The organism is Paenibacillus sp. FSL P4-0338 (assembly GCF_038002365.1).
In the GTDB taxonomy this organism is placed as follows: Bacteria; Bacillota; Bacilli; order Paenibacillales; family Paenibacillaceae; genus Paenibacillus_AQ.
In genome coordinates this window covers 1-20,735 of sequence record NZ_JBBOCG010000003.1, presented here as the reverse complement: position 1 = coordinate 20,735, position 20,735 = coordinate 1, and the positions used below count along the sequence as shown (strand labels likewise).

The window sequence follows — 20,735 nt, the reverse complement described above, 5'->3', positions numbered from 1 at the left end:
AGGAATCATAGTATGAAGCCACATTCATTAAGGTATACCCTCATCTTCGCAGTCCTGGCTGTCCTCACCTTGCTTGGAGGCGGAATATGGTTTCTGTCAGGGCATAGCCCTGCCGTATGGACTGCCTCTGTTCCAAAAGAGGCCAAGTCCCCCGCCATTATCCCCCGGCAGCAGCCCGTGCAGTCCGATCTTTCAGATACGATCTACACGTCGGAGACAGAGGCTTTAAGCCAGCGCGTGGTTGAATATCACATGGATGTGGAGCTCCTGCCGGGTGCGGAGACCCTAGTCGCCTCCGAGACGCTGACCTGGACCCATCCAGGCGCAAAGCCGGTCCAGGAGCTCTACTTTCATCTGTATCCCAATGCATTCGCATCCGCCGGTACCACCTTCATGAAGGAGTCCGGGGGTACGCTTCGCGGTGACACCATGCCTGCAGGAGGTTACGGGAGCATTACACTGACAGATTTGCGGACCTCTGAGGGCGTCTCGCTAATGCAGCGCACACAGTATGTGCAGCCGGACGACGGCAATGTCAATGACAGAACACTGCTCAAAGTCCATCTGCCTCAGCCGGTGAACGGCGGTGAGAGCGTGACGGTAAGGCTTAAATTCGAGGTTAAGCTGCCGAAAATTTTCGCCCGGATGGGAACCGCTGACGACTTCGTGATGGCCGGCCAGTGGTTTCCGAAGCTTAGCGTCTACGAGCCTGCCGGCAGAAGAGGACTCAAGGAAGAAGGCTGGAACCTGCATCAATATCACGGCAACTCCGAGTTCTACAGTGATTTTGGGATCTACAATGTATCCATTTCTGTCCCGCCCGAGTATAAGGTCGCCGCAACCGGGTTTCCGGTGAGAGACGCCAAAGTTGTACAGGGCCGCAAGATCTATCAGTTCTATGCAGATGACGTCCACGACTTCGCCTGGGCCGCATCGCCTGATTTCGTGGTTGCCGAGAAGGCCTTCTCCGCGCCGCAGGTGCCCGGGGTGAAGATTAAGCTCTATCTGGACCCGCTGCATAAGCATCTCCAGGAGCGTTACTTCCAGGCGGTCGAGGCGGCACTGACGGCATTCAGCAAGTGGTACGGCCCTTATCCGTATTCCACTTTATCCATTGTTGTCCCGCCAGAGTCCGGCAACGGGGCCGGAGGAATGGAATACCCAACCCTGATTACCGCCTTCGGCGCCACGGACACTTCACCGGGCACCTCCCTGGAGCGCACGATCATCCACGAGATCGGGCACCAGTATTTCTACGGCCTGGTGGCCAGTAATGAATTCGAAGAAGCCTGGCTTGATGAGAGCTTCACCTCTTATGCTGAAGACCGGCTAATGGAACAGGAATACGGCGTGGTCTCAAGCCTGCCGCTTCAGTCCAGCCTGGTCTCCTCTTCACAGCCTCTTACGCTGGAGACCTGGAAATACACTGGTGATGATGCCTACACGCGCAATGTGTATATCCGGGGCAAGCTGGTGCTGAAGGATATGGAACGCATCGCCGGAACCAAGAATATGGACGCCATCCTCGCCGCCTATGCCCGCAAATACCGCTTCCAGCATCCGTCCACCGCCGACTTCCAAAAGGTTGTGGAGAAAGTGACCAAGCAATCCTGGCAGACTTATTTTGAGCGTTTTGTCTATAGCGGGGGTGCACCCGACTTCGCAGTTGATGATATCAGGCTCACGGTCGGACGGGACAACGGCGACGGCGGGGGGATCCGCTATAACGCTGTGGTCGATGTAAGCAATAAGGGCAGCCTGTACCCTGATGTTCCCGTGAAATTCACCTTCGCAGACGGGTACACTGTGCAGCAATACTGGAATGACGAGGGTAAGGCTACCTCCTTTGAGTTAGCGTATAAAGCTCCGCTGGTCTCCGCAGAGATCGATCCGGGGCATTCCATTCTGCTGGAGAGCAGGCATCTTAATAATTTCAAAATGGCGGAGCTTGAGCCGCGCACACTCTCCCGCTGGACGCTTAGCGCATCTACTCTGCTTGAAACCCTGCTCGGAACTCTTGTCTGGTGAGGTGAAGGAATGGTGAAAAGTTCAATTGCCCGCGGTTGGATCAGCATGAAAGAACAGTTCTATATATTGATTCTGCTATTTATCTACCGGCTGTTCTGGGGTTATTTCCTGTACAAATTCATTAAAAGTGCGGTTGTCCCCGTCCTGCTACGCTACCCGGATGCGAATGCCGGCGGCAGCGGAATAGGCAGGCTGCTGTATTATATCGAGGGGCAGACTGCGCTGCGCACCGACCCCGCCGTCCAGCACTGGCTGTGGATGCTGCTGGCGCTGACAGTGCTAAGGCTGCTGCTGACTCCCTTTATCCGTGCAGGGCTGCTGCACGAGCTTCATCAGGAGCGCGACGGAGCGCGGGGACTGTTCTTTTTCCCGGGAATGAGAAAATATGGGCTGCCGGTGCTGGCGTTCAGCCTGGCCGAATGGGCACTAACCCTCCTGCCGCTCTATTGGCTGCTTCCACGCATGTACCGTCATCTGCTCAGCGGCGTTCTCGATGTTCAGCTCCTGCTCAAGCTTGTGCCCTGTGTGCTGGGCTGGCTGCTCTATCTATTCCTTGTCCGCAAGCTTCTGCTCTATATGCAATTCGGCTATACCGCAGGTACCGGCATGTTCTCCTCGCTGCTAATCTGCCTGAAGGTGTTGATGCCTTCGATCGGTATTTCCGTCATTCTGGGGGCGGGAAGCCTGGCCGTAATTCTGCTCTGTAGCGCCTCTGCTCTGTTCTATCCCGGATTGCCGGCACTTATGCTCCGCCAGGCAGCTCCGCTGCCCTCCACGCTGTTCAATATGTGGGGAATCGCTGCCCAGTACCACCTCTGGTCCAGTAAATCATTTCCACAATAATAAGCTGCTACAGCGGCATACTAAAAAGAGTCACAGCCCCTCATCAGGGAGCAGGACTCTTTTTTGCTTGAAGAGAAGGACAAAAGCATTTGCAAAAGGGTAAATCGTCTGATACAATGATGCCTGTACCACTAGTAACAAAGTTGTAATCTTTCAAACAGAATCTTCCGTATCTATTGCAATTTAATCAATGCCGATAAGTCACTGTTCTGGTGCATAAAACGCCGAATTCCCTGCACCGGGAAGTGGGGGAACCATATTTTGGGTGAATTGATCTCGCTTTAGAGGGGTCATAGGGGAACCTTCTACCGAATCCTTAAGCTAACCTCGCAGGCCCTGGAAGGAGTACATCTTTTGATTAGACAGAATTTCAAGAAAAAATGCACCGCAGCGGCGCTGGGTCTTGTGATGGTATTCACACTCGGAGCGGGCAGTGCCTTCGCAGATTCCAAAATGGATACTGTGATTTCAAAAACCATTGGAACGTCGTATAAAACCGGGGGCACAACCACCAGCGGCTTCGACTGTTCCGGATTTACCAAGTATGTGTTCAAGAATGTCGGGCTTACCTTGCCCCGTACATCCAAAGCACAGTACAAAGTTGGAACAACAATATCCAAGAGCAATCTACGCTCCGGAGATCTCGTGTTCTTCAATACTCTGGGTAACGGAGTTTCCCATGTCGGTATTTATGTTGGAAACGGGAAGTTCGCACAGTCCTCCAGTTCACGTGGTGTAACCATCAGTTCGATGAGCCAGTCTTACTGGGCCAACCGCTACGTTGGCGCCAAAAGAGTAATGAGCACAACAGCCTACCAAGCTGTCGCTTACGATTGAACCTTTGAAGCATACCCCGAATATTTCAGCCTCTAACAACTAAATGTAACTTATACGAGCCCGGGATGATTATTGCCGTAATCATTTCCGGGTTTTTCCTTTTCCTTATTCTACCTTTTACCCGAATCCACAGCCTTGAAACAGCATTTTATTGCAAAAACAAAGAAAAAATCATATTAAATAACCCCGGCGCATAGATATGAGTCTTTCGAAAGGGCTATAACTCTAAAAAACAGCAAAAAAGATGGATTAATATGTTATAAGTGATTGCCAAGCGCCTTAGTCTTTGTTACAATTATCGCAGTGAGCTTTTAGTAACATTTTTGTAATTATTGAATCGCTTTTAACAAAGGTTTTGTCATGTATTGAATGAACCGCTAATCCTAATCAACAGTCGTGCCGAGTTCCCTAATGAATTAGGGAAACGGGGGAACCACTTTGGGTGAATTGACCTCCTATTCTAAGAGGGGTCATAGGGGACCTTCAACCGAACCCTTAAGCTAACCTCGTAGGCATTGGAAGGGGTATTTACTTTTGAAGAAGAAGCTAGCAGCCGCAGTACTAAGCTTGTCCATTATCTTCACAATCGGAGCAGGAAGCGCTTTCGCGGATTCCAAAATGGATAAAGTGATCGACAAAGCCATCGGAACCAAATACGTATCCGGCGGTACATCAACTAACGGGTTTGATTGCTCCGGATTTACAATGTATGTTTTTGATAAGATCGGCATTAACCTGCCCCATCAATCCGGCTCTCAGTACCAGATGGGTACTGACGTGTCCCGTGACGAGATGAGACCAGGCGATCTTGTATTCTTCAATACAAGCGGTAAGGGCATATCCCATGTAGGTATCTATGTTGGTGACGGCGAATTCGCCCATGCCTCTTCCTCACGCGGTGTAACCATCAGTTCGCTGAGTGACAGCTATTACGTCAACCGCTACGTTGGCGCCAAACGAATCATGAGTACAGATGCCTACAAGACTGTAGCTTCGGATTCCCAAGACAACGATGATGTACAATAATTCTTTGTAACCTACGCTCTTTTCCAAGATTTTTGCCGAAATCTTGGAGAAGGGCTTTTTTTTGTCTATAAAATTACTTACCCGTCTCTATATTTGTAAAACACCGATTCTGTACTTTCAGAAAATAATTATTGGCGTTTGTCAAGTTTCTGCATTTCCGCAAGGAATTTGCGTCGAAACTGGCTGTTTTTGTATATAATTAATAGAAGAACAAGTGGAAACGGCTTTTCCGTCCTTTAAAAGCAGTTTCGGCTGGAAGGAGGCCTCCCGTAATGATTAGCTCCCCGTTAACCTTTTATGTGGTGCCTATGGAACCGCAGCATGCCGCTGAGATCTGTGAGTGGAGCTACAAGCCTCCGTATAATATTTACGGCTGGATGTCCTGGGAGCAGATGCAGGCGCTGGGCGTGGAGTTCGGAGACCCGCAGCTTCGCAGTGAGCAATATGTATCTGTAGTGAACGGACAGGGGGATCTGTGCGGCTTCGCCCAGCTCTTTCCGATGGAGGGGGTAGTCCGGCTTGGTGTCGGAATGCGGCCCGAGCTGTGCGGCCATGGAATGGGGCATCTGTTCATGAAGGCTATTGTGCAGGCAGCACGGGCGCGATACCCGGAGCGTGAGATCGACCTGGAGGTGCTGACCTGGAACCAGCGCGCCATCCGCGCTTACCAGAAATGCGGATTCACTATAACGGATACCTATGAACGCCGCACCCCGACCGGCAATAAGCCTTTTTATTGCATGGTCTATGAGGAATAGCACTGGAGACAGATTGATTTGCAAAAAAATGGATCGTTTGTGTTCATTTTTTTGACACAAATACTATGATAACGCTTCACCATCCGCTATAATGGAGTCAGCAGCTTACATGGAGGGACGGATGCAGATGCAGAAATGGATCATGAGCGGTTTGTTTTTTGCCGCCTGTGCCTTTGCAGTAATCTTAATGTTTACCTTACCCGGTAAATCCGAGGTGGCGGAGCAGAACAAGCCGACCATGCCGGAGGTTGTGCTGGACGCTGCTGGCGCAGAAGCTACAGTGAAGGCCAATTGTATCTCCTGCCACGGTGACCAGCTTCAGGGCGGGGCGGGACCCAGCCTGCAGCAGGAAGGCGCTTCGCATGACGCGCCGCAGATCTACAGCATAGTCACCAAGGGCCGCGGACAGATGCCTTCCTTCAAAGACAGGCTGGCCCCTGAAGAGATTGCGAATGTAGCCCTATGGCTGGCCGAGAAGAAATAATCCGCAACCTGTACAAACACCATGCTCTTCATTTCAAATGTATAATGCCCGTGACGAGGATAACGAATGATCCTTGCACGGGCATTTCTATTGATCAGATATTCCTATTGTCTCCATAGGAGCCTTGTCCTCTAGCGGGTCTTCTCGAATGCCTCATTAAATTCATGCGCCTGGCGGAGATCAAGCTTCTCCACATCTGCAGCCAGCCGCAGAACAACCGTCTTGTAATCAATGGTGATATGCGGGTGATGGTCAAAGGCCTCCGAAATTGCCGCTACCTCATCCACAAAAGCAATTCCCTTCATATATTCACTGAACATATATTTGCGCACCAGCCTATCCCTCTCCAGCTTCCAGCCCTCAAGCTTGCCGATCTGCTCCTGAAGTTGTTCCTCAGTTAATTGCAATTCGTTTCCTCCCTTGCTAAGTTAACGGTTCCTTAATCCTGCTCTTGCCTTCAAATAAAACATCCCTCAGCTTCTGAAAGTCCAAGGGATGTGCCAGGCTAAAGATTTTTGATTAAATGTATTCTGACATCCCGGCAATTAGTACTCCACTTCCAATTTTAACATGGCTGGATGCCCGGGACAAACCCGCTGCCGCATTTCCCCCCTGTTTTATACAAGAACGACCGAAGCCAGATCCTCATCGCCCAGCAGAATATTAATGCGGTGTGTTTCTTTATCGTACATTACAACTCCGCTGCCCACCTGAATGACCGGCTCGTTGCCCAGCGCGTAGAACAGGTCTTCCGCAAGCGCCTCCCAGACCTCCTGCCTTGATTCCTCCGGCAGATTTGTCCACTCTTCAGGCTCCATTTCAAAAAAAATGTACCCGTCTGCAATCCGTCCAACGGCTCCTGTCAGTTCAACCAGAATTTCACCGTAATCTCTGCCATGCTTAACTCCCACATCAATCACTCCGTTTTCTTCGCTGATGAATAATAACCTACCTTATCTATTATAGCCGAAAAAATCACTTCACAAAAAAGGGAATGATGTCGATAAAGAAGAATATACGTGATTTGGTTACGAACAGAGTGTTCTCCCGCGGTTCAAGGACGAAATACGCGGTTAGTCGATCACTTCTTAATTCTCATGGACGAGGTGTATAAATGGAAATCTCAACAATTCTAGGCCTGGTTTTTGGTCTGGTCGCAGTAATCTGGGGGATGATTCTCAAGCATGCTCCGCTTGCAAGCTTGAACAACCCCGCTGCCTATGTCATCATTTTTCTTGGCACGGCTGCCTCCATCTTCATGGCCTTTCCGATGTCGGAAGTCAAGAATTTCCCTAAGCTGTTGAAGATCCTGTTTACGAAGAAAAAGATGGTCGGTAAGCCCGAACTGATTACCATGTTCATGGAATGGGCATCCATTACCCGCCGCGAAGGACTGCTCGCTCTGGAATCCAATGTCGATGAAATTGAAGATAACTTCCTCCGAAACGGCATGCGGATGATTATTGACGGCAATGATCAGGAGTTCGTCCGTGATGTATTAATGGAAGATATTCATGCCACTGAAGACAGACATAAGGCCGGAGCCTTGATCTTCTCCCAGGCCGGGATGTATGCCCCTACACTAGGGGTACTCGGGGCTGTTATCGGGCTGATTGCCGCCTTGGGTGATATGAGTAACATGGACGTCCTGGCCCATGCGATTGCCGGTGCCTTCATTGCAACCCTGCTCGGGATATTCACCGGTTATGTTATGTGGCACCCTATGGCGAACAAGCTGAAGCGGATATCCAAACGCGAGATTGAAGTCCGCCTGATGATGGTGGAGGGTCTGCTCTCCATTCAGTCCGGGGTGTCTACCATAGCCATTAACCAGAAGCTGTCCGTCTTCCTGACTCCGTCCGAGCGTGCCAAGCTGAGCGAGAAGGAGGGGGCTTCCAGTGAGCAAAAAGACTAGGCATGAGGAACATGAAGAGCATGCCGATGAATCCTGGCTGCTTCCCTATTCCGATCTGATGACCCTGCTGGTTGCTCTATTCCTAGTTATGTACGCCATGAGCGCTACGGACGCCGTGAAATTTCAGCAAATGGCTGAAGCCTTTAATTCAGCGCTCAGCGGCGGCGGCGGCGTCCTGGAGTACCGGTCGGATTCCCCGACCAGCACCCAGCTGGACCAGGGCAAGCAGGATAAACTGAACAATGTGATTGCCAAGAACACCGGCACCTCCGATCTGTCCAAGCTCCGTGCCAAGGAGCAGGAGGATCTGGAGAAGCTGAAGAAGCAGTTCGACCAGTACATTAAGAACAACGGGATGACCGACTTGCTTAGCACCAAGCTGAATCAGTCCCAGCTGATGATCACGATTAGCGACAATGCCCTGTTCGCTTCGGGACAGGCTATAGTGAAGGACGAATCCCGCCAGCTGGCTAAGTCGATATCCAACATGCTGCAGCAATTTCCCGATTATGAAGTATTGGTGCAGGGGCATACCGATAATGTTCCAATCTCCAACAGCACGTACTCCTCGAACTGGGATCTTAGCGTAGATCGCGCCCTTGAGTTCATGAAGATTCTGCTGCTCAATCCCAACCTGGACCCGACGAAATTCAGCCCGACCGGCTCTGGCGAATACCACCCCATCGCTACCAATGCTACGGCTGCCGGGCGGGCCAAGAACCGCCGGGTAGAAGTATCTATCCTTCGTAAATATAAGGATGCTGCTGCAGAGACCACGGATGTCTCTAATGTAACAGCTCCCTGAATAGACATGAAACCAATAAGAGCTGCTTTCGAACGACCCCTGTCAGGGTCAATCGGAGCAGCTCTTATTATAGGTATGGCATTATTATCTTATTGCAGCTGATAATTCAGCATAGCGCCCAGCTCTTGCTTCTCCTCCTGAGACAGCTCCCGCCATTCTCCGGTCTTCAGCGCGCCAAGGCGGATATTCATCACCCGGATGCGCTGCAGCCGCCGCACTTCATAACCGAAGGCACTGCACATGCGGCGGATTTGCCGGTTCTTGCCCTCAGTCAGCACGATACGGAATACCCGCTCACTGATCCGCGTAATCTCACAGGGAAGTGTCTTGCTGCCCAAAATTCTCACACCGGTAGACATGCCGGTCAGAAAAGAAGGCGTAACGGGTCGATCTACAGTGACCACATATTCCTTCTCATGCTTGCCTTCTGCACGCAATATTTTGTTAACAATGTCACCGTCATTGGTCAGCAGAATCAATCCCTCTGAATCCTTATCGAGCCGCCCGATCGGGAAAATCCGCTCCTCATGTCCTATGAAATCGACAATATTACCTTGAATATGCGCTTCTGTGGTAGAGGTAATGCCCACCGGCTTATGAAGCGCGATATACACGATCCTGCTGCCCGTCTGAAGCGGCTGGCCGTCAATCAGCACTTTATCCCCTGCTTCAGCCTGGCTGCCCAGCATAGCGGTCTCACCGTTGATGGTGACCCGCCCTCCCTCGACCAGCTTGTCTGCTTCACGGCGTGAACAATAGCCTGTCTCACTGATGAATTTATTGATTCTCATGTTCGTCCTCACTCCGTTCTATATTCATGCCGGCCGGAGGTGCTTGCTCCTTCGCTTCAGGCAGCTTGATGATTACCTGCGTTCCCCGGCCATACTCGCTTCTAATTTCCAGGCTGCCCTTATGAGCCTGAATGATCCGCTGGCTGACCATCAGGCCAAGCCCCGTTCCGGACTCTTTGTTCGTAAAGAACGGCTCTCCCAGCTTGGGCAGCATATCCTCAGGGACGCCTCCACCCTCATCCGTGATCACAATAACCACAGAGTCCTCCAGCTCCTGCTGCTCCACGGTAATCGTTCCCCCGTCCGGCATCGCTTCGATCGCATTTTTGATCACATTGATAAATACCTGCTTCAACTGATTCTCCTCACAGTGCACCATGGCGGGTACTCCCGAGAAATATGTGGTGAATTCAATGCCGAACAGGTGGGCCTGGCTATCCAGCAGAGAGATGACATCGCCGACAATATGCCGCAGATCCCTCTGCTGGAAATGAACAGCCTGCGGCTTCGCCAGAATCAGGAACTCACTGACAATCATATTGATCCGGTCCAGCTCCGAGAGCATCAGTTCAATATGCAGCGGAACAAGAACCTTCTTCTCCTGCTGAAGCTGCAGGAAGCCCCGCAGGGTGGTCAAGGGATTGCGGATCTCATGAGCAACCCCTGCCGCAAGCTGGCCGACTGTAGTCAGCTTCTCCGAGCGTCTGAGCAGCTCCTCGATCCGGTTGCGCTCGGTCATGTCACGGGATACATGGACAACCGACTGCGGCTGGCCCTCTTCATCCCGGATAACCGAGCTGCTGACGCTGACCTCTACCAGGGAGCCGTCCCGCTTCAGCCTGACGGTCTCAACAGGCGGCAGAGATGCCCCGTCCTTAAGCTGCTGCAATCGTATACTCTCCTGCTGCTGCACAGTGGCCGGAACCAGATACGGCGGCTTGACCAGAGCATCCGCAGCGCCCCATCCATAGAGGTCCTCGAAGGCTCTATTCGTACTGATGATCCGCCCCTCCATATCCACCGTGTGGATGGCATCTGAAGTGCCGTTAATCACCGACTCCAGATGCTCTTTGACCGCACGGTTCTCCTCCAGTGTCTGCCCCAGCCGGTTTGTATGCTGCAGCAGATGTGAGGTCATCGCGTTGATGCGCTGGGCCAGCTGCCCAAGCTCATCGCGGCTGGATACATTAAGCGGAGGCTCAAATTTACCCTTAGCCACATCATTGACCTTAGCCAGTATATCCTGAATCGGGCGTGTAACTACACCGGCCAGGACATAACTGGCCAGGAGGAAGATAATAAGCAGAAGAACCGAGGTGGTGATATTATTGAACAGCTGCTCCCGGATAACCGAGGAGATGGCCTGGTAGTCCATGACTACACTGATCACATAATCCGCCGCTCCCGGCCGCTCAATCGGAATGAAGCTCTTGAGCACTCTTTTACCCAGTGCCTTCGTATCCAGCGTTACCGGTTTGCCCTTGTTCAATGCTTCACGGATTGCCGCCTTATCCTCTGCAATATTGCCGTATGAATAGGTGCCGTACTGGATGGGACGGTTCCGCAGCTTCGTGTTCTTAGGATCTGCGCCGTCAGGCAGCATACTTGAGGCTCCGAAGGTCTTCGGATTGATTCCGGTAATCTCCAGAATTCCGGGATTTACAGCTTTGGATTCCTGGATGATCTCATCAGGGCTCATAATTTTGACATAATCGCTTACCGCTGTACTCCTCACGAACGGATCTATGATATAATTGCGGGCCCCGTCATAATAATAGCCCCATTTATCGATGTACTCCGGATTGGAGGTTGAATATTCAAACGGCCCGGACCAGAAATTCTCCAGGGACTGCCCCTGATCGACAGATACGCGCTGGCCTGCAAACAGCTCCAGAAAAGCCACATACCAAAAACCCATGCCCTTGGTCGAAAGTCCAATCTCTGCAGGATCTGAAGATTTCGCTACGATAATATCATCCGCAGTCTTCACCAGCAGCGAGATATTCGACACCCCCAGCTTGGTGGATAGCGCCTTCAATTGTTGATTAGTAATATTCCTGATATCCGGATCCAGCTCATAGGATGCCAGAATGGCAGTCAACCGCAGGTTCTGGGCAATTTTATCCTGCACGTAATTCGAGCTGAAGCCGCTCTGCTCCACCGATACGGCAACCTGCTTCGCAGTGATCTTCATGTTGCTTACGCTCTCATTACGCAGATTATTCCGGGCAGCATAAAGGTTGAGTGTAAGATTAAGCATTAAGATTAAGAGTACAGAGCCAAAAATAATTGCTGATAGTTTCGTTTTTATGGACAAGCGTATTGTTCACCTCTTATCCGCTGGTAAATCCTAGCGGGCATTCAACATAATCATACCTTTTGCCCTTCCATTTGAAAAGGCCTTTCCCCACAGCCGGGCACTGGCAGATATTGAATTATCGGGACAGTTTCTCTACAATAGGTAAGAAACCATCCACAGGTTATGCACATATAAACATTTTGCCAAATTGCGATGTGCACAATTTTGTGTATAAGTCGGCCGTTATCCACAGAGTTGTCCACAATTTGTTAAGAACGAATATTTGTTCGTTGTATAATGGGCATAGAAGAAGGGAAGATGCATTTGAATACCAGGCTTGAAGAACTGCCTTCGGAGGAGCGGGCCATTCATGAACATTGGATGGCAGAAGCGATAGGAGAAGCCCGCAAGGCTGAGGCCTTAGGCGAAGTACCGATAGGTGCCGTAGTTGTCCACGGAGGCCAAATTATAGGCCGTGGGTATAATCTGCGCGAGACGACGCTCGATTCCACTGCCCACGCAGAGATGGTAGCGATCCGGGAAGCCAGCAATGCCCTGGGCTCCTGGCGTTTGCTTGATTGCCAGCTCTACGTTACCCTGGAGCCTTGTCCCATGTGTGCAGGAGCGATGGTGCAGTCCAGGCTGCCGCTTACCGTGTATGGCACTCCGGACCCCAAGGCCGGCTGTGCAGGGACCTTGATGAACCTGCTGGAGGAGTCACGCTTTAACCACCGCACAGAGGTCATCCAGGGCGTGCTGCAGGAGGAATGCGCGGAGCTGCTGACCTCCTTCTTCCGCAAGCTGCGGAAGCGGCCTGCGAAGCTCTAGAAAGCCCATTAACACTTATCATTCTTATAAGGAGAATACCAGATGTCCTATAAGCTGTATAACAACGCACAGGGGATATATCTCTCGCTGCTGGAGCTTACGGATGCAGAGGAGCTACTAAGCCTCCGTCTGCGTAACCGAACCGCGCACCAGCAATTTGAGCCCCTTCGCAGTGAAGACTACTTCACCCTGGAGAGCCAGCAGCAGCTGATTAACCAGCGTATCCTGGATGCGCAGCAGGACAGCGCGTATATGTTCGGGATTTATCTGCTCAGCGGCGAGCTGATCGGCCAGATTACGATCTCCAATGTAGTGCGGGGAGTCGGACAATTCTGCGATATCGGCTATCTGATCGATCATGAGCAGCAGGGACAAGGCTACACCAGTGCCGCCGTACACCTGATCCTCGGGTATGCCTTCCGCTCTCTGGGGCTTCACCGGGTACAGGCTGCCATCCTGCCCCATAATAACGGTTCCCGCAGAGTGCTGGAGAAGAACGGCTTCCAGGCCGAGGGACTCGCGCGCCGCTTCATCCGGATTAACGGCGAATGGCAGGATCACCGCACCTACGCCATTCTGGCTGAGGAGTTCCTGCCAGAGGAACAGGAATCCCCTTAAACTTCATATGTGCACACAAAGACCCGTATGAGCGGGATTTGCTCATACGGGTCTTTGGTGTGCGGAACTATGGTATTAATAAGTACTCGTACCTGTGTTTCCGAACTGCTGCTGCAGCTCTTCCAGAGTGATGACATCATCACCTTGCGGAATGCCAATCTTGAAGGTCTGCTTCTCATTGATCTTGCTGTATTGGTTGCTTGCATTCATAGATAAGGTAACATTCTCACCCTTGTCAGGATCATTAACCTTGATGTTCATGAGCATATCCTGGTATACCGGATAATCATCTTTGTTGACTGCGGTATTCAGATGGAACTGGTTAATAGTGAGATACTTGTTCAGATCAGCCAGGCTCTTGTCGAACTCAGCACGGGCTTCACTGGTTTGCAGCTGTTCCTTGGCTTCGGCCAGCTTGGCAGGCTCAACCTGCAGCAGATCCTTGTATTCTTCTTTGCCCATAATATCAATAATCTTCGGCAAAGCGTTGTTCACCAGAATGGTGAGTGCCTCTTTGACGTTATCGTTGGTAACCTGGAATTGAACTACCTGCTTGGCTTCTACGCCTTCAGGCAGACCTGCATCCTTAGGTTTGATATCATTGAAATACTTGGCTTGATCGTATTCACCAAGCAAGGTATTCATCACTTCATTCGACAGCTTCTGCACCTTCTGTGCATCCATCTGTGCAGGATTGAATTCAGCGCCCTGCTCTTCAGCCAGCTGCTTCAGATCCAGCTCTACGAATTTGTTAACGATCGTCTCAGGAATCGGCAGGAACGGAATCGAAGGTACTTTGACATACAGCTTCTGTCCGGTCATTACCATTGGAACCGTGAAGGACATGGCCATGTCCCCCTTCAGATTCAGAACGGTTGTCATTTCTGTCTGCATAGGCTCTGCCTGGTAGACTCCATCGATAGTAAGCTCGGCGTTCTTAAGCATGCTGAGCATCTGGCCCGTTGAAGCATCCGCTTCATTGGTACCTGTGTCTATCGACAAATCATTGATAACTAATTTGGTCTTCATTTCGTAAGATGTCATAGCTGTAGCTTTGGCTGCAGCTGAAGTCAGAGCCGCCTTAGGCTCCTCTTTCTTTGCACATCCCGGCAGAATTACTGCAGCAGTTAACAGTAACGCGGCAGCGGATAGCCCCCATTTTTTGTTCATTATTTTTCTCCTCTCCCATGTAAAAAAATTCTTTCCCCTCCCTAATGATAAACCATTTGGCAAATATGAGAAACATCATTTAGTAATTTCGTTCCATATTTCCTTTAACCCTGGGGATTGTTATGGTCCACATGGTTGGCCTGCTTCACCTTTTTAGACCCGGATAACGGTGCCGGACCTGAAGAATGGTGCTCCTTGCGGGGCCCCTGATTGTCCTGCTGTACGCCGGGTACAGGCATGCTCTTGGGTTTGCTCACTTCGATTACCTCCTATGGATTAGTTAAGCCCTGAAGGGCCTGTGCGCACTCATGAATCTGTCTCGTATACTGCTGCGCCAACAGCTGAACAGCATCCAGTTGCTCATCTGCATGTACCCCGGCCTGTTCGGCGTCAAGCAAATCTACGGCAACCTCGCGGCTATCCACATAGGTGCAGCGGAAATCCAGAGAATACCCCTGCCGTCCTGCTGCATTGAAATGGATGAGCAGACTGTTCTGGTTGGCCGCATCCCCCTGCACACTGAAGCTGTCCCCATTGTCCATCAGTTCCGGCAGCCGCTCCTGCCAGGCAGACACCAGACTCTGCTGATCTACTTGCAATTGTCGGTCCATCTTTATCATCAGCCTCCTTCTCTAATACATTGCGGAGAAAGCCGGATTTTTATTCCCGCTGGAACAGCTTCCGGTGAAAAAGAGACCTTAGCGGATACAAAAAACCGCCCTCCTAAGAGAACGGCTTCTATCTGCACTTATTTAGATGTAAAGGAATGGCGGAGAGGATGGGATTCGAACCCATGTGGGCTTGCACCCTAACGGTTTTCAAGACCGCCCCTCGCTGTAAAAACCCGCAATCCCTTATGCTGATTGACTTTATGGCACTTTATTGTTACAGCGGTCTGAGTTAAAACGTTCGTTTCGGTACGTGACCGTTGGATAAGTTGATTGTATTATTTTTATACATATGTAGTCAACTTAGAAAAGTCTCATATTTACGCAGAAGATAAACCTTATGAAAAGCCACTGTCTGTTATACAAATCATCTTTCTATTTTCCATATTGTTTGTCCAACTTTAATTGGAGAAGATTTAATAATCTCTTTGAACGCTTCCAGTTCTGTCCGTGGGGTTTTCCAAACATAATCTTCTAACATTTCTGGTATCAACCCTTTATTACCTTGTTCATCTTCAAACTGTAGTGTAATAATAGTAAACTGCTTTCTGTTCAGTTGTTCATTTATAGCATAATTAATTTCTTTTTCTAAATATTTTTCATCCTTAAATTCCGGAGTGATAAAAAACACTACAGCACAAGACTGTTTGAAACCTTGTCGAATAGACCTCATTAATTGAGCTCCAGCAGGCATATCTTCTTCGTCTATCCATGGGTCAAACCCAAGTTCTTTTAAAAGATGATAATATTTCCTAACTAAAGGCTTATTAGCTCCTTTATGGCTTAAAAAAACTTTTCTCGGAGCTTTTTCACGTATTTCATCTTCTGAGATAGTCTGCAAAGTGCTGTCTTAATACTCGGGCATCAGGTGAATCTGGGTCTACTTCTCTTGTGATAATATCTGGATTTACTTGAAAGAAATAAGCGTTTCCAATACCTACACCCTTGAAGATATACCCCGCCCTCACAAGGCACTTCATACGATTGATTAGCGTGTTTCGGTGCACTCCAATTAATTCGGCAAGTACAGTTTCATTTAGATGATGGATTTCGTCCGTATCCATTTCATACGGATTACTGCACAAATAATACTTTTGACAATGAAAATACGGGAGTATTCTTAGTAAGATATCCGCATCCTCTAAGGTGATATTCTTTAACTGCCCCCTGGATTGTAATTGATATAACCTTGAGAACATACCTTTACCATCCCTTCCCCCTTCAAATCCGCCCATAATGAAGTAGTCCTCGCTTATGCTATAGGTAGTATTTCTTGTGTTATTTCCGCCTTTATTTATCAAACCAAGGTCAACTAGCTTACCTATAATTTCCTTGGTTCGTCTTTCTTTTTTGCCCAATCTATCCGCGATATCAGATATAGTTGCGGGTTTTCCACTCTTCAAGAGTATGCCGTCTTTATTAAGTTGCATGAAATGAAGCAAGAAAAATAACGCCCCTAACTCATTTCCCTTAGCTCTGGGAACTATCTGCTTGATTGGTTCATCGAAGCAATTTACATACAGCCACCTTTTGCAGCTTTGATTATGCTCAGAATACTATCAATTGTACTCGGATCAAGGCTGGATAACCATGCAATCGTATCATGCTCTTCTTTTGTAGGGCATCGTCCGATACAATCCTGAACGGTTTCCATGAATGGTACGTACTGTTCCATTTGCCATTCCTCCATGACCATACCATCTGGCCGGTAAGGACGCGCAAGCTCGCGTTCAATCCATTCTTTCCGACCGGATCTACTATTCACACCGATATACTGTAAATCCATATACACTACACTTCCTTTCAATTTTAAACCTCTGTTCTCAACTATATATATTTTCGAGATAATTTTTTAAAAAAATTGGATATTTCCACAACAAATATGCGAATGTTATCGTCTATAAAGGTGAAACTATACTGCTTGAAATCTGTGTAAAAGATGCAAGCAAATACTAAAGAAAGTTGGTTTTCAAATGAAAAAAACAGTAGCAGCATTAATCTTATTAGGAGTGGTTACAGGATGCAGCACCCCGTCTTCAGATGCTCCTTCAACAACCAATAGTACTACCAGTGCAACGGAGGAGCCTGCTACAAATGTAGTAGCACCTGAAGCAAAGCAGTTTCAGTTGAAGTATACAACGTCTTTAACTGCCGAGCCACTGACCAAAATTAATGCAGTAGAGCAAACTAAACAATTGAAGAGTCAAGCAGTTGATGAATCCAAGGTTTTAACTTATAAAAAGAAGGATGATGTAGAGAAAATTTATGCTGCACTTCAATCCAAAGACGGAACTTATGATATGGGACAGATCGGCTATGAAGGGGCCAGCGACTATTCGACAAGTACAGTTGATGTTTTGGGTCAATCTTACGTTAAAGTGACCGGATCTGTTGGAGCTAGTGCCCCAATTTCTAATTATGTGTCACTCAGCACTTCGCCCCCAACAGTGTTGCATATAGAAGCCAATACCGTTGAGGCTGATGTGGACCAAGACGGGATTAAAGAAATCGTTGCTACTGTGGGTACAGCAGCGGAAACGTCCATCTATAAAATAGAGAAGGATTCCCTGGTAAGCGTAAATCTTAATGAAGCCATGAATGCCGCAGTAGTGATGTATGACCAGGAATCTAACACTTTCAAAGCAGAAGTAACCAAAGGCGAGGTTTCAGAATGGAAGATTGAAAATAACCTTCTAGTTCCCAGTTCTTAAAAAGCCTTTGGGCTTTTTTTGTAATTTTATGTTGCGTAACGTTACGCAACATGATAATATATAAACAGAAAGAGAATTTGAAATGAGAAGGACGGGACCCTTCTTATTTTAAATGTCCCACCTCTTTCATACTAAAATGAAATGAGGGATTTTCTCATGGCTAATACTGCTACTGTTAATCTAATTACTGGTGACGTATATGGTTTGTACATTAACGGAAAATATATTGTTGGTGATACGTTTTCTCGTGTAGATGCCGTTAAACAGCGTTTGAATTACATTTTTGCCGATCCTAACCGGGATCTTGACTTTATTACTCCATCATATGAGAACGGACAATATGTCATTAGCTGTCCACGTGTACGCCGAAATGTAGGCCAGGTCACTTATCTGTACGACACAAACGGCAGTGATGGTTGGAAACAGCATCCGTCTAAACTCTATGAACCGACCCACTGGAGCAACTCAGGAGCAAGTACCACCCAAACGGCAATCATGACAGCATCTGGCCCTATGCCTTGGCATAATGCCCTTTTGACTGCCAACCAAATTCGTGCGGCAGTTAATCCGAACTTTGCCAGCGCAGCCGGTGACAATCCACTTAAAGCGCTCGTCGCTCCGACAAATACAGGTGCTTCCGTGCAGAGCGTCATTTCTTCCAGTGCTCGTTGTGATTTTTACGGACACCCTTGCCAAGGTACTGCGGCAGGCACAACCTCTCCATCATGTTCAGGATACAGCGACCTGAGTGCATATCAGAATATTTCAAATACCACTGTAGGTAACGGAGAAGTGCTTCACCCTGTCGATTTAACGTGTGCCATGACATCGACTAATAGTTGGAGCAGCACATACCGTAATAAGTATATTAAAGTCACAAACCTTTCCAACAACCAGTCTATCGTTGTTCGGGTAACCGATACCGCGCCTGCCAATCGTGGAGTGGAATTGACGTATCGTGCATGGGTAGGCATTGGTAAACCGTCTGGAGCAAACAGCGTGAAAATTGAACTTATGAGCTAATCGTTTTGACAACCAAAAAAGGCATGACTCAATTAATAAAGAGTCATGCCTTTTGCTATATAGACTTAGGATCAGATGCTTACTGTGCATATTCAATTTTTCCCGATAGATCAGACTCGTAAACCGGCGACTGTCGAATAAGCTTTCGTTTTCCAAGCATACAATATCAGCATTTAATTCCCGTGTGATATATTTCCACTCCCGGAGGATGCCGTCATAGTCTCTGCCCAGCCGATCCAGAGCATCCAGGTATAATAAATCCCCTTCTTTCAGCACAAGACGCATAGCCTTATACTGTTCTCGGTCAAAGTCTTTCCCGCTCTGCTTATCTACAAAAGTAAAACGATCTTCAATGCCCAGCTCCCGAAATTTTTGGAGCTGAATGATTAAATAAGACTTTTGCGAACTATTTTCTATTGGTTTTTCTTCGTTCGTAAAAGCATACCTTTACGGATATAAATCCCCACCTCTAAAAAGAGGATTAACTATAGCGTATCGTTACGTCACGCTATAAGTTGTAGTGAATAAAAATAGGAAGTTATTTCAAGGTACGTCCATTGTTTACCTCTTTTGAAAACTCCCTATAATACATTATTTGATAAAATCTACAACAAAACGTCAATATTGTAACCTGAAAAATCGAAATATATTCTTCCCTTTCTACGTAAAAAATATACTCCTGTGGAAATTACGCCCTTAACATGCGAACAAACGTTTGGTATAATGGGAAGACTAAGTACAGAAACGGCATTCAATCAAAAGGGGGTCCCTCATGTTAGTCTTTGAAAACCAATTGCCCAATGTATCCTCAGATGTAAAGCAACATATTATGGGGATCATAGACGCAAGCCCAACCTCTCAATTTCGTTGTGATGTAACAACAGAAATCCCTAATGTGTATGTTTATCTAATTGAAGACAACCCGTTGGAAAGCTATTCTATTTTCCATGCCTTTTCGTATGACAATATTGGTCCAGATTATTCCTATCAAAGTTTTACTATTGACCAAATCCATAAAATGCACCAATTCATTGAAAAGGCTAAGTTCATTTAGCCTTGTTTTCCTTTATTACACGTTCATATTCTTCTTCAATGGTTTTGGATAACAGTTCGGTTGCTGTCATATTCAACTTTTTTGCAGCCGTAGCTAATTGCTTTTTTATATAGACAGGTACGTCATAATGAAATTTAACCTTATTTCCATATGCCATCGTCCATTACCCCCTATCCTATAATTTCTTGGTATTTATTTTCAATAATACGAATTAATAATTGAGTCGCTGATATTTCTTGTAATGCTGCTGCTTCAATTAGTTTTTCCTTGATTTCAGGCTGAAACTCATAGGGTAATTTCAGCTTAGGCTCTACCATACGGCCATCTAATGTTTTTTCAGCATCCAGTGCAAGTTTCACTAAAGCATCTAGGGACGAATCATTAGAAGCTTCTCGTCCATACTTGGGCAATACTCGTATTAAGTAATTTTTTAAAGCCTTCTGATTTTCCTCCGGTATTTCTATACCAAAATGCTCACCATTGATTTTAATATCACAATCGACCGCAAATCCAAATAGATTAATACTGTACTTCATATTTCCCCTCCTTATCAGCTATGGATATTATATAGCGATTCGTAACCCCTCACAATATTATTATCCACCTTCTTGTAACTAATTTTCATTTAAATTTGAACTTATGCCTAGCAATTCGGAAAAAATAGCATTGCCTTTAGCTTTATGATTAGCTATTAAACTGTGTGTAGCCATAACAACCAGTTGTGTTTGAGACAATCCAGTTTTTTCCGATATCTCTAGCAACTCTTTTCTGGCACTTTCCGGAAGATACACAGTGAGCCTAGGAGGCTTTTCTTTCGATTCCATTCGCATCACCCTATTATTATTTATTTCTATTTTAGCATATATTTTATATCATA

General features: G+C 47.8%; 26 protein-coding genes, 1 pseudogene and 2 riboswitches. Of the genes and pseudogenes, 13 read left to right on the top strand and 14 right to left on the bottom strand.

What is annotated here, in order from left to right; genetic code table 11:
• Positions 1-12: 12 nt before the first annotated feature.
• From MKZ07_RS33390 to MKZ07_RS33365, 6 genes are all read left to right on the top strand, one after another.
• On the top strand, positions 13-2,028 hold the full coding sequence (locus tag MKZ07_RS33390; RefSeq protein ID WP_036698911.1) for a M1 family metallopeptidase: 2,016 nt from the start codon (positions 13-15) through the stop codon (positions 2,026-2,028).
• A gap of 9 nt (positions 2,029-2,037) precedes the next feature.
• Positions 2,038-2,871: a hypothetical protein gene (locus MKZ07_RS33385; RefSeq protein ID WP_051493901.1), complete on the top strand. Its 834-nt coding sequence runs from the start codon at positions 2,038-2,040 to the stop codon at positions 2,869-2,871.
• 212 nt (positions 2,872-3,083) lie between these two features.
• A riboswitch (cyclic di-AMP (ydaO/yuaA leader) is annotated at positions 3,084-3,222 on the top strand.
• 57 nt (positions 3,223-3,279) lie between these two features.
• The gene (locus tag MKZ07_RS33380; protein WP_051493903.1) at positions 3,280-3,708 is read left to right on the top strand and encodes a C40 family peptidase; all 429 of its coding nucleotides are present in this window, start codon (positions 3,280-3,282) and stop codon (positions 3,706-3,708) included.
• Between the two features lie 387 nt (positions 3,709-4,095).
• Positions 4,096-4,238: riboswitch (cyclic di-AMP (ydaO/yuaA leader) on the top strand.
• A 4-nt stretch (positions 4,239-4,242) separates the two neighbouring features.
• On the top strand, positions 4,243-4,734 hold the full coding sequence (locus MKZ07_RS33375) for a C40 family peptidase (RefSeq protein ID WP_036698913.1): 492 nt from the start codon (positions 4,243-4,245) through the stop codon (positions 4,732-4,734).
• A 272-nt stretch (positions 4,735-5,006) separates the two neighbouring features.
• Entirely contained in the window at positions 5,007-5,492 is a 486-nt protein-coding gene (locus MKZ07_RS33370; protein WP_036698915.1) for a GNAT family N-acetyltransferase, read from the top strand.
• A 127-nt stretch (positions 5,493-5,619) separates the two neighbouring features.
• Positions 5,620-5,976, top strand: coding sequence for a c-type cytochrome (locus tag MKZ07_RS33365; protein ID WP_036698939.1), 357 nt, complete (start codon positions 5,620-5,622; stop codon positions 5,974-5,976).
• A gap of 131 nt (positions 5,977-6,107) precedes the next feature.
• Here the strand turns inward: MKZ07_RS33365 and MKZ07_RS33360 are convergent, their stop codons facing one another.
• Positions 6,108-6,383, bottom strand: coding sequence for a 4a-hydroxytetrahydrobiopterin dehydratase (locus MKZ07_RS33360; RefSeq protein WP_036698917.1), 276 nt, complete (start codon positions 6,381-6,383; stop codon positions 6,108-6,110).
• A gap of 210 nt (positions 6,384-6,593) precedes the next feature.
• Complete coding sequence (locus tag MKZ07_RS33355) at positions 6,594-6,887, bottom strand: hypothetical protein (RefSeq protein WP_036698940.1); 294 nt, start codon at positions 6,885-6,887, stop codon at positions 6,594-6,596.
• Positions 6,888-7,090: 203 nt separating this feature from the next.
• On the opposite strand from MKZ07_RS33355, the gene motA reads away from it, so the two are divergent.
• On the top strand, positions 7,091-7,891 hold the full coding sequence (motA, locus tag MKZ07_RS33350; RefSeq protein WP_036698919.1) for a flagellar motor stator protein MotA: 801 nt from the start codon (positions 7,091-7,093) through the stop codon (positions 7,889-7,891).
• Positions 7,875-8,696: a flagellar motor protein MotB gene (gene motB / locus MKZ07_RS33345; RefSeq protein WP_036698921.1), complete on the top strand. Its 822-nt coding sequence runs from the start codon at positions 7,875-7,877 to the stop codon at positions 8,694-8,696. Before motA ends, motB begins: the two co-directional genes overlap by 17 nt.
• Before the next feature lie 89 nt (positions 8,697-8,785).
• Here the strand turns inward: motB and MKZ07_RS33340 are convergent, their stop codons facing one another.
• Both MKZ07_RS33340 and MKZ07_RS33335 read right to left on the bottom strand, forming a co-directional pair.
• Positions 8,786-9,487 (bottom strand): pseudouridine synthase, encoded by a 702-nt coding sequence (locus MKZ07_RS33340; protein WP_036698923.1) that lies wholly within the window; start codon positions 9,485-9,487, stop codon positions 8,786-8,788.
• The gene (locus tag MKZ07_RS33335) at positions 9,474-11,681 is read right to left on the bottom strand and encodes an ATP-binding protein (protein WP_305954414.1); all 2,208 of its coding nucleotides are present in this window, start codon (positions 11,679-11,681) and stop codon (positions 9,474-9,476) included. Before MKZ07_RS33335 ends, MKZ07_RS33340 begins: the two co-directional genes overlap by 14 nt.
• 429 nt (positions 11,682-12,110) lie before the next feature.
• Between MKZ07_RS33335 and tadA the strand changes: the two genes are divergently transcribed.
• Positions 12,111-12,614 carry a tRNA adenosine(34) deaminase TadA gene (gene tadA / locus MKZ07_RS33330; RefSeq protein WP_268748816.1) on the top strand — a complete coding sequence of 168 codons (504 nt, stop codon included), beginning with the start codon at positions 12,111-12,113 and terminating at the stop codon, positions 12,612-12,614.
• 42 nt (positions 12,615-12,656) lie between these two features.
• Complete coding sequence (locus MKZ07_RS33325; RefSeq protein ID WP_036698927.1) at positions 12,657-13,232, top strand: GNAT family N-acetyltransferase; 576 nt, start codon at positions 12,657-12,659, stop codon at positions 13,230-13,232.
• 75 nt (positions 13,233-13,307) lie between these two features.
• Here MKZ07_RS33325 and MKZ07_RS33320 read toward each other — a convergent pair whose 3' ends face one another.
• From MKZ07_RS33320 to MKZ07_RS33295, 6 genes are all read right to left on the bottom strand, one after another.
• On the bottom strand, positions 13,308-14,402 hold the full coding sequence (locus MKZ07_RS33320; RefSeq protein ID WP_036698928.1) for a DUF6612 family protein: 1,095 nt from the start codon (positions 14,400-14,402) through the stop codon (positions 13,308-13,310).
• 104 nt (positions 14,403-14,506) lie between these two features.
• Positions 14,507-14,659, bottom strand: a complete 153-nt coding sequence (locus MKZ07_RS33315) for a small acid-soluble spore protein P (protein ID WP_036698929.1) — start codon at positions 14,657-14,659, stop codon at positions 14,507-14,509.
• A 12-nt stretch (positions 14,660-14,671) separates the two neighbouring features.
• Positions 14,672-15,013, bottom strand: a complete 342-nt coding sequence (locus MKZ07_RS33310) for a hypothetical protein (RefSeq protein WP_036698930.1) — start codon at positions 15,011-15,013, stop codon at positions 14,672-14,674.
• Between the two features lie 424 nt (positions 15,014-15,437).
• The gene (locus tag MKZ07_RS33305; RefSeq protein ID WP_341029852.1) at positions 15,438-15,911 is read right to left on the bottom strand and encodes a toll/interleukin-1 receptor domain-containing protein; all 474 of its coding nucleotides are present in this window, start codon (positions 15,909-15,911) and stop codon (positions 15,438-15,440) included.
• Positions 15,889-16,512, bottom strand: a complete 624-nt coding sequence (locus MKZ07_RS33300) for a hypothetical protein (RefSeq protein WP_341029850.1) — start codon at positions 16,510-16,512, stop codon at positions 15,889-15,891. Before MKZ07_RS33300 ends, MKZ07_RS33305 begins: the two co-directional genes overlap by 23 nt.
• A gap of 71 nt (positions 16,513-16,583) precedes the next feature.
• The gene (locus MKZ07_RS33295; RefSeq protein WP_036698932.1) at positions 16,584-16,856 is read right to left on the bottom strand and encodes a hypothetical protein; all 273 of its coding nucleotides are present in this window, start codon (positions 16,854-16,856) and stop codon (positions 16,584-16,586) included.
• 187 nt (positions 16,857-17,043) lie between these two features.
• Between MKZ07_RS33295 and MKZ07_RS33290 the strand changes: the two genes are divergently transcribed.
• A complete protein-coding gene (locus MKZ07_RS33290) occupies positions 17,044-17,781 on the top strand; it encodes a hypothetical protein (RefSeq protein ID WP_036698933.1) in 738 nt (245 codons plus the stop codon).
• A gap of 156 nt (positions 17,782-17,937) precedes the next feature.
• Positions 17,938-18,804, top strand: a complete 867-nt coding sequence (locus MKZ07_RS33285) for a septal ring lytic transglycosylase RlpA family protein (RefSeq protein ID WP_235218517.1) — start codon at positions 17,938-17,940, stop codon at positions 18,802-18,804.
• A 111-nt stretch (positions 18,805-18,915) separates the two neighbouring features.
• On the opposite strand, the pseudogene MKZ07_RS33280 reads toward MKZ07_RS33285, so the two are convergent.
• A pseudogene (locus MKZ07_RS33280) lies at positions 18,916-19,221 on the bottom strand (recombinase family protein); the annotation flags it as partial.
• Positions 19,222-19,576: 355 nt separating this feature from the next.
• On the opposite strand from MKZ07_RS33280, the gene MKZ07_RS33275 reads away from it, so the two are divergent.
• Positions 19,577-19,858 carry a hypothetical protein gene (locus tag MKZ07_RS33275; RefSeq protein WP_036701927.1) on the top strand — a complete coding sequence of 94 codons (282 nt, stop codon included), beginning with the start codon at positions 19,577-19,579 and terminating at the stop codon, positions 19,856-19,858.
• Here the strand turns inward: MKZ07_RS33275 and MKZ07_RS33270 are convergent.
• The 3 genes from MKZ07_RS33270 to MKZ07_RS33260 all read right to left on the bottom strand — a co-directional run bounded on the left by MKZ07_RS33270 (position 19,851) and on the right by MKZ07_RS33260 (position 20,682).
• Positions 19,851-20,015 carry a hypothetical protein gene (locus MKZ07_RS33270; RefSeq protein ID WP_200869262.1) on the bottom strand — a complete coding sequence of 55 codons (165 nt, stop codon included), beginning with the start codon at positions 20,013-20,015 and terminating at the stop codon, positions 19,851-19,853. The genes MKZ07_RS33275 and MKZ07_RS33270 overlap by 8 nt on opposite strands.
• Positions 20,016-20,028: 13 nt before the next feature.
• Complete coding sequence (locus tag MKZ07_RS33265) at positions 20,029-20,394, bottom strand: hypothetical protein (RefSeq protein ID WP_341026629.1); 366 nt, start codon at positions 20,392-20,394, stop codon at positions 20,029-20,031.
• Positions 20,395-20,472: 78 nt separating this feature from the next.
• Positions 20,473-20,682, bottom strand: a complete 210-nt coding sequence (locus MKZ07_RS33260) for a hypothetical protein (protein ID WP_156949736.1) — start codon at positions 20,680-20,682, stop codon at positions 20,473-20,475.
• Positions 20,683-20,735 lie beyond the last annotated feature (53 nt).

Coding starts and splice junctions, on each gene's coding strand:
- MKZ07_RS33295 (WP_036698932.1), bottom strand. CDS start 16,856: ATGGATTTACAGTATATCGGTGTGAATAGTAGATCCGGTCGGAAAGAA.
- MKZ07_RS33340 (WP_036698923.1), bottom strand. CDS start 9,487: ATGAGAATCAATAAATTCATCAGTGAGACAGGCTATTGTTCACGCCGT.
- MKZ07_RS33275 (WP_036701927.1), top strand. CDS start 19,577: ATGTTAGTCTTTGAAAACCAATTGCCCAATGTATCCTCAGATGTAAAG.
- MKZ07_RS33380 (WP_051493903.1), top strand. CDS start 3,280: ATGGTATTCACACTCGGAGCGGGCAGTGCCTTCGCAGATTCCAAAATG.
- MKZ07_RS33370 (WP_036698915.1), top strand. CDS start 5,007: ATGATTAGCTCCCCGTTAACCTTTTATGTGGTGCCTATGGAACCGCAG.
- motA (WP_036698919.1), top strand. CDS start 7,091: ATGGAAATCTCAACAATTCTAGGCCTGGTTTTTGGTCTGGTCGCAGTA.
- MKZ07_RS33260 (WP_156949736.1), bottom strand. CDS start 20,682: ATGGAATCGAAAGAAAAGCCTCCTAGGCTCACTGTGTATCTTCCGGAA.
- MKZ07_RS33290 (WP_036698933.1), top strand. CDS start 17,044: ATGAAAAAAACAGTAGCAGCATTAATCTTATTAGGAGTGGTTACAGGA.
- MKZ07_RS33390 (WP_036698911.1), top strand. CDS start 13: ATGAAGCCACATTCATTAAGGTATACCCTCATCTTCGCAGTCCTGGCT.
- MKZ07_RS33335 (WP_305954414.1), bottom strand. CDS start 11,681: ATGAAGATCACTGCGAAGCAGGTTGCCGTATCGGTGGAGCAGAGCGGC.
- MKZ07_RS33325 (WP_036698927.1), top strand. CDS start 12,657: ATGTCCTATAAGCTGTATAACAACGCACAGGGGATATATCTCTCGCTG.
- MKZ07_RS33365 (WP_036698939.1), top strand. CDS start 5,620: ATGCAGAAATGGATCATGAGCGGTTTGTTTTTTGCCGCCTGTGCCTTT.
- MKZ07_RS33270 (WP_200869262.1), bottom strand. CDS start 20,015: ATGGCATATGGAAATAAGGTTAAATTTCATTATGACGTACCTGTCTAT.
- MKZ07_RS33285 (WP_235218517.1), top strand. CDS start 17,938: ATGGCTAATACTGCTACTGTTAATCTAATTACTGGTGACGTATATGGT.
- MKZ07_RS33265 (WP_341026629.1), bottom strand. CDS start 20,394: ATGAAGTACAGTATTAATCTATTTGGATTTGCGGTCGATTGTGATATT.
- MKZ07_RS33320 (WP_036698928.1), bottom strand. CDS start 14,402: ATGAACAAAAAATGGGGGCTATCCGCTGCCGCGTTACTGTTAACTGCT.
- MKZ07_RS33310 (WP_036698930.1), bottom strand. CDS start 15,013: ATGGACCGACAATTGCAAGTAGATCAGCAGAGTCTGGTGTCTGCCTGG.
- MKZ07_RS33385 (WP_051493901.1), top strand. CDS start 2,038: ATGGTGAAAAGTTCAATTGCCCGCGGTTGGATCAGCATGAAAGAACAG.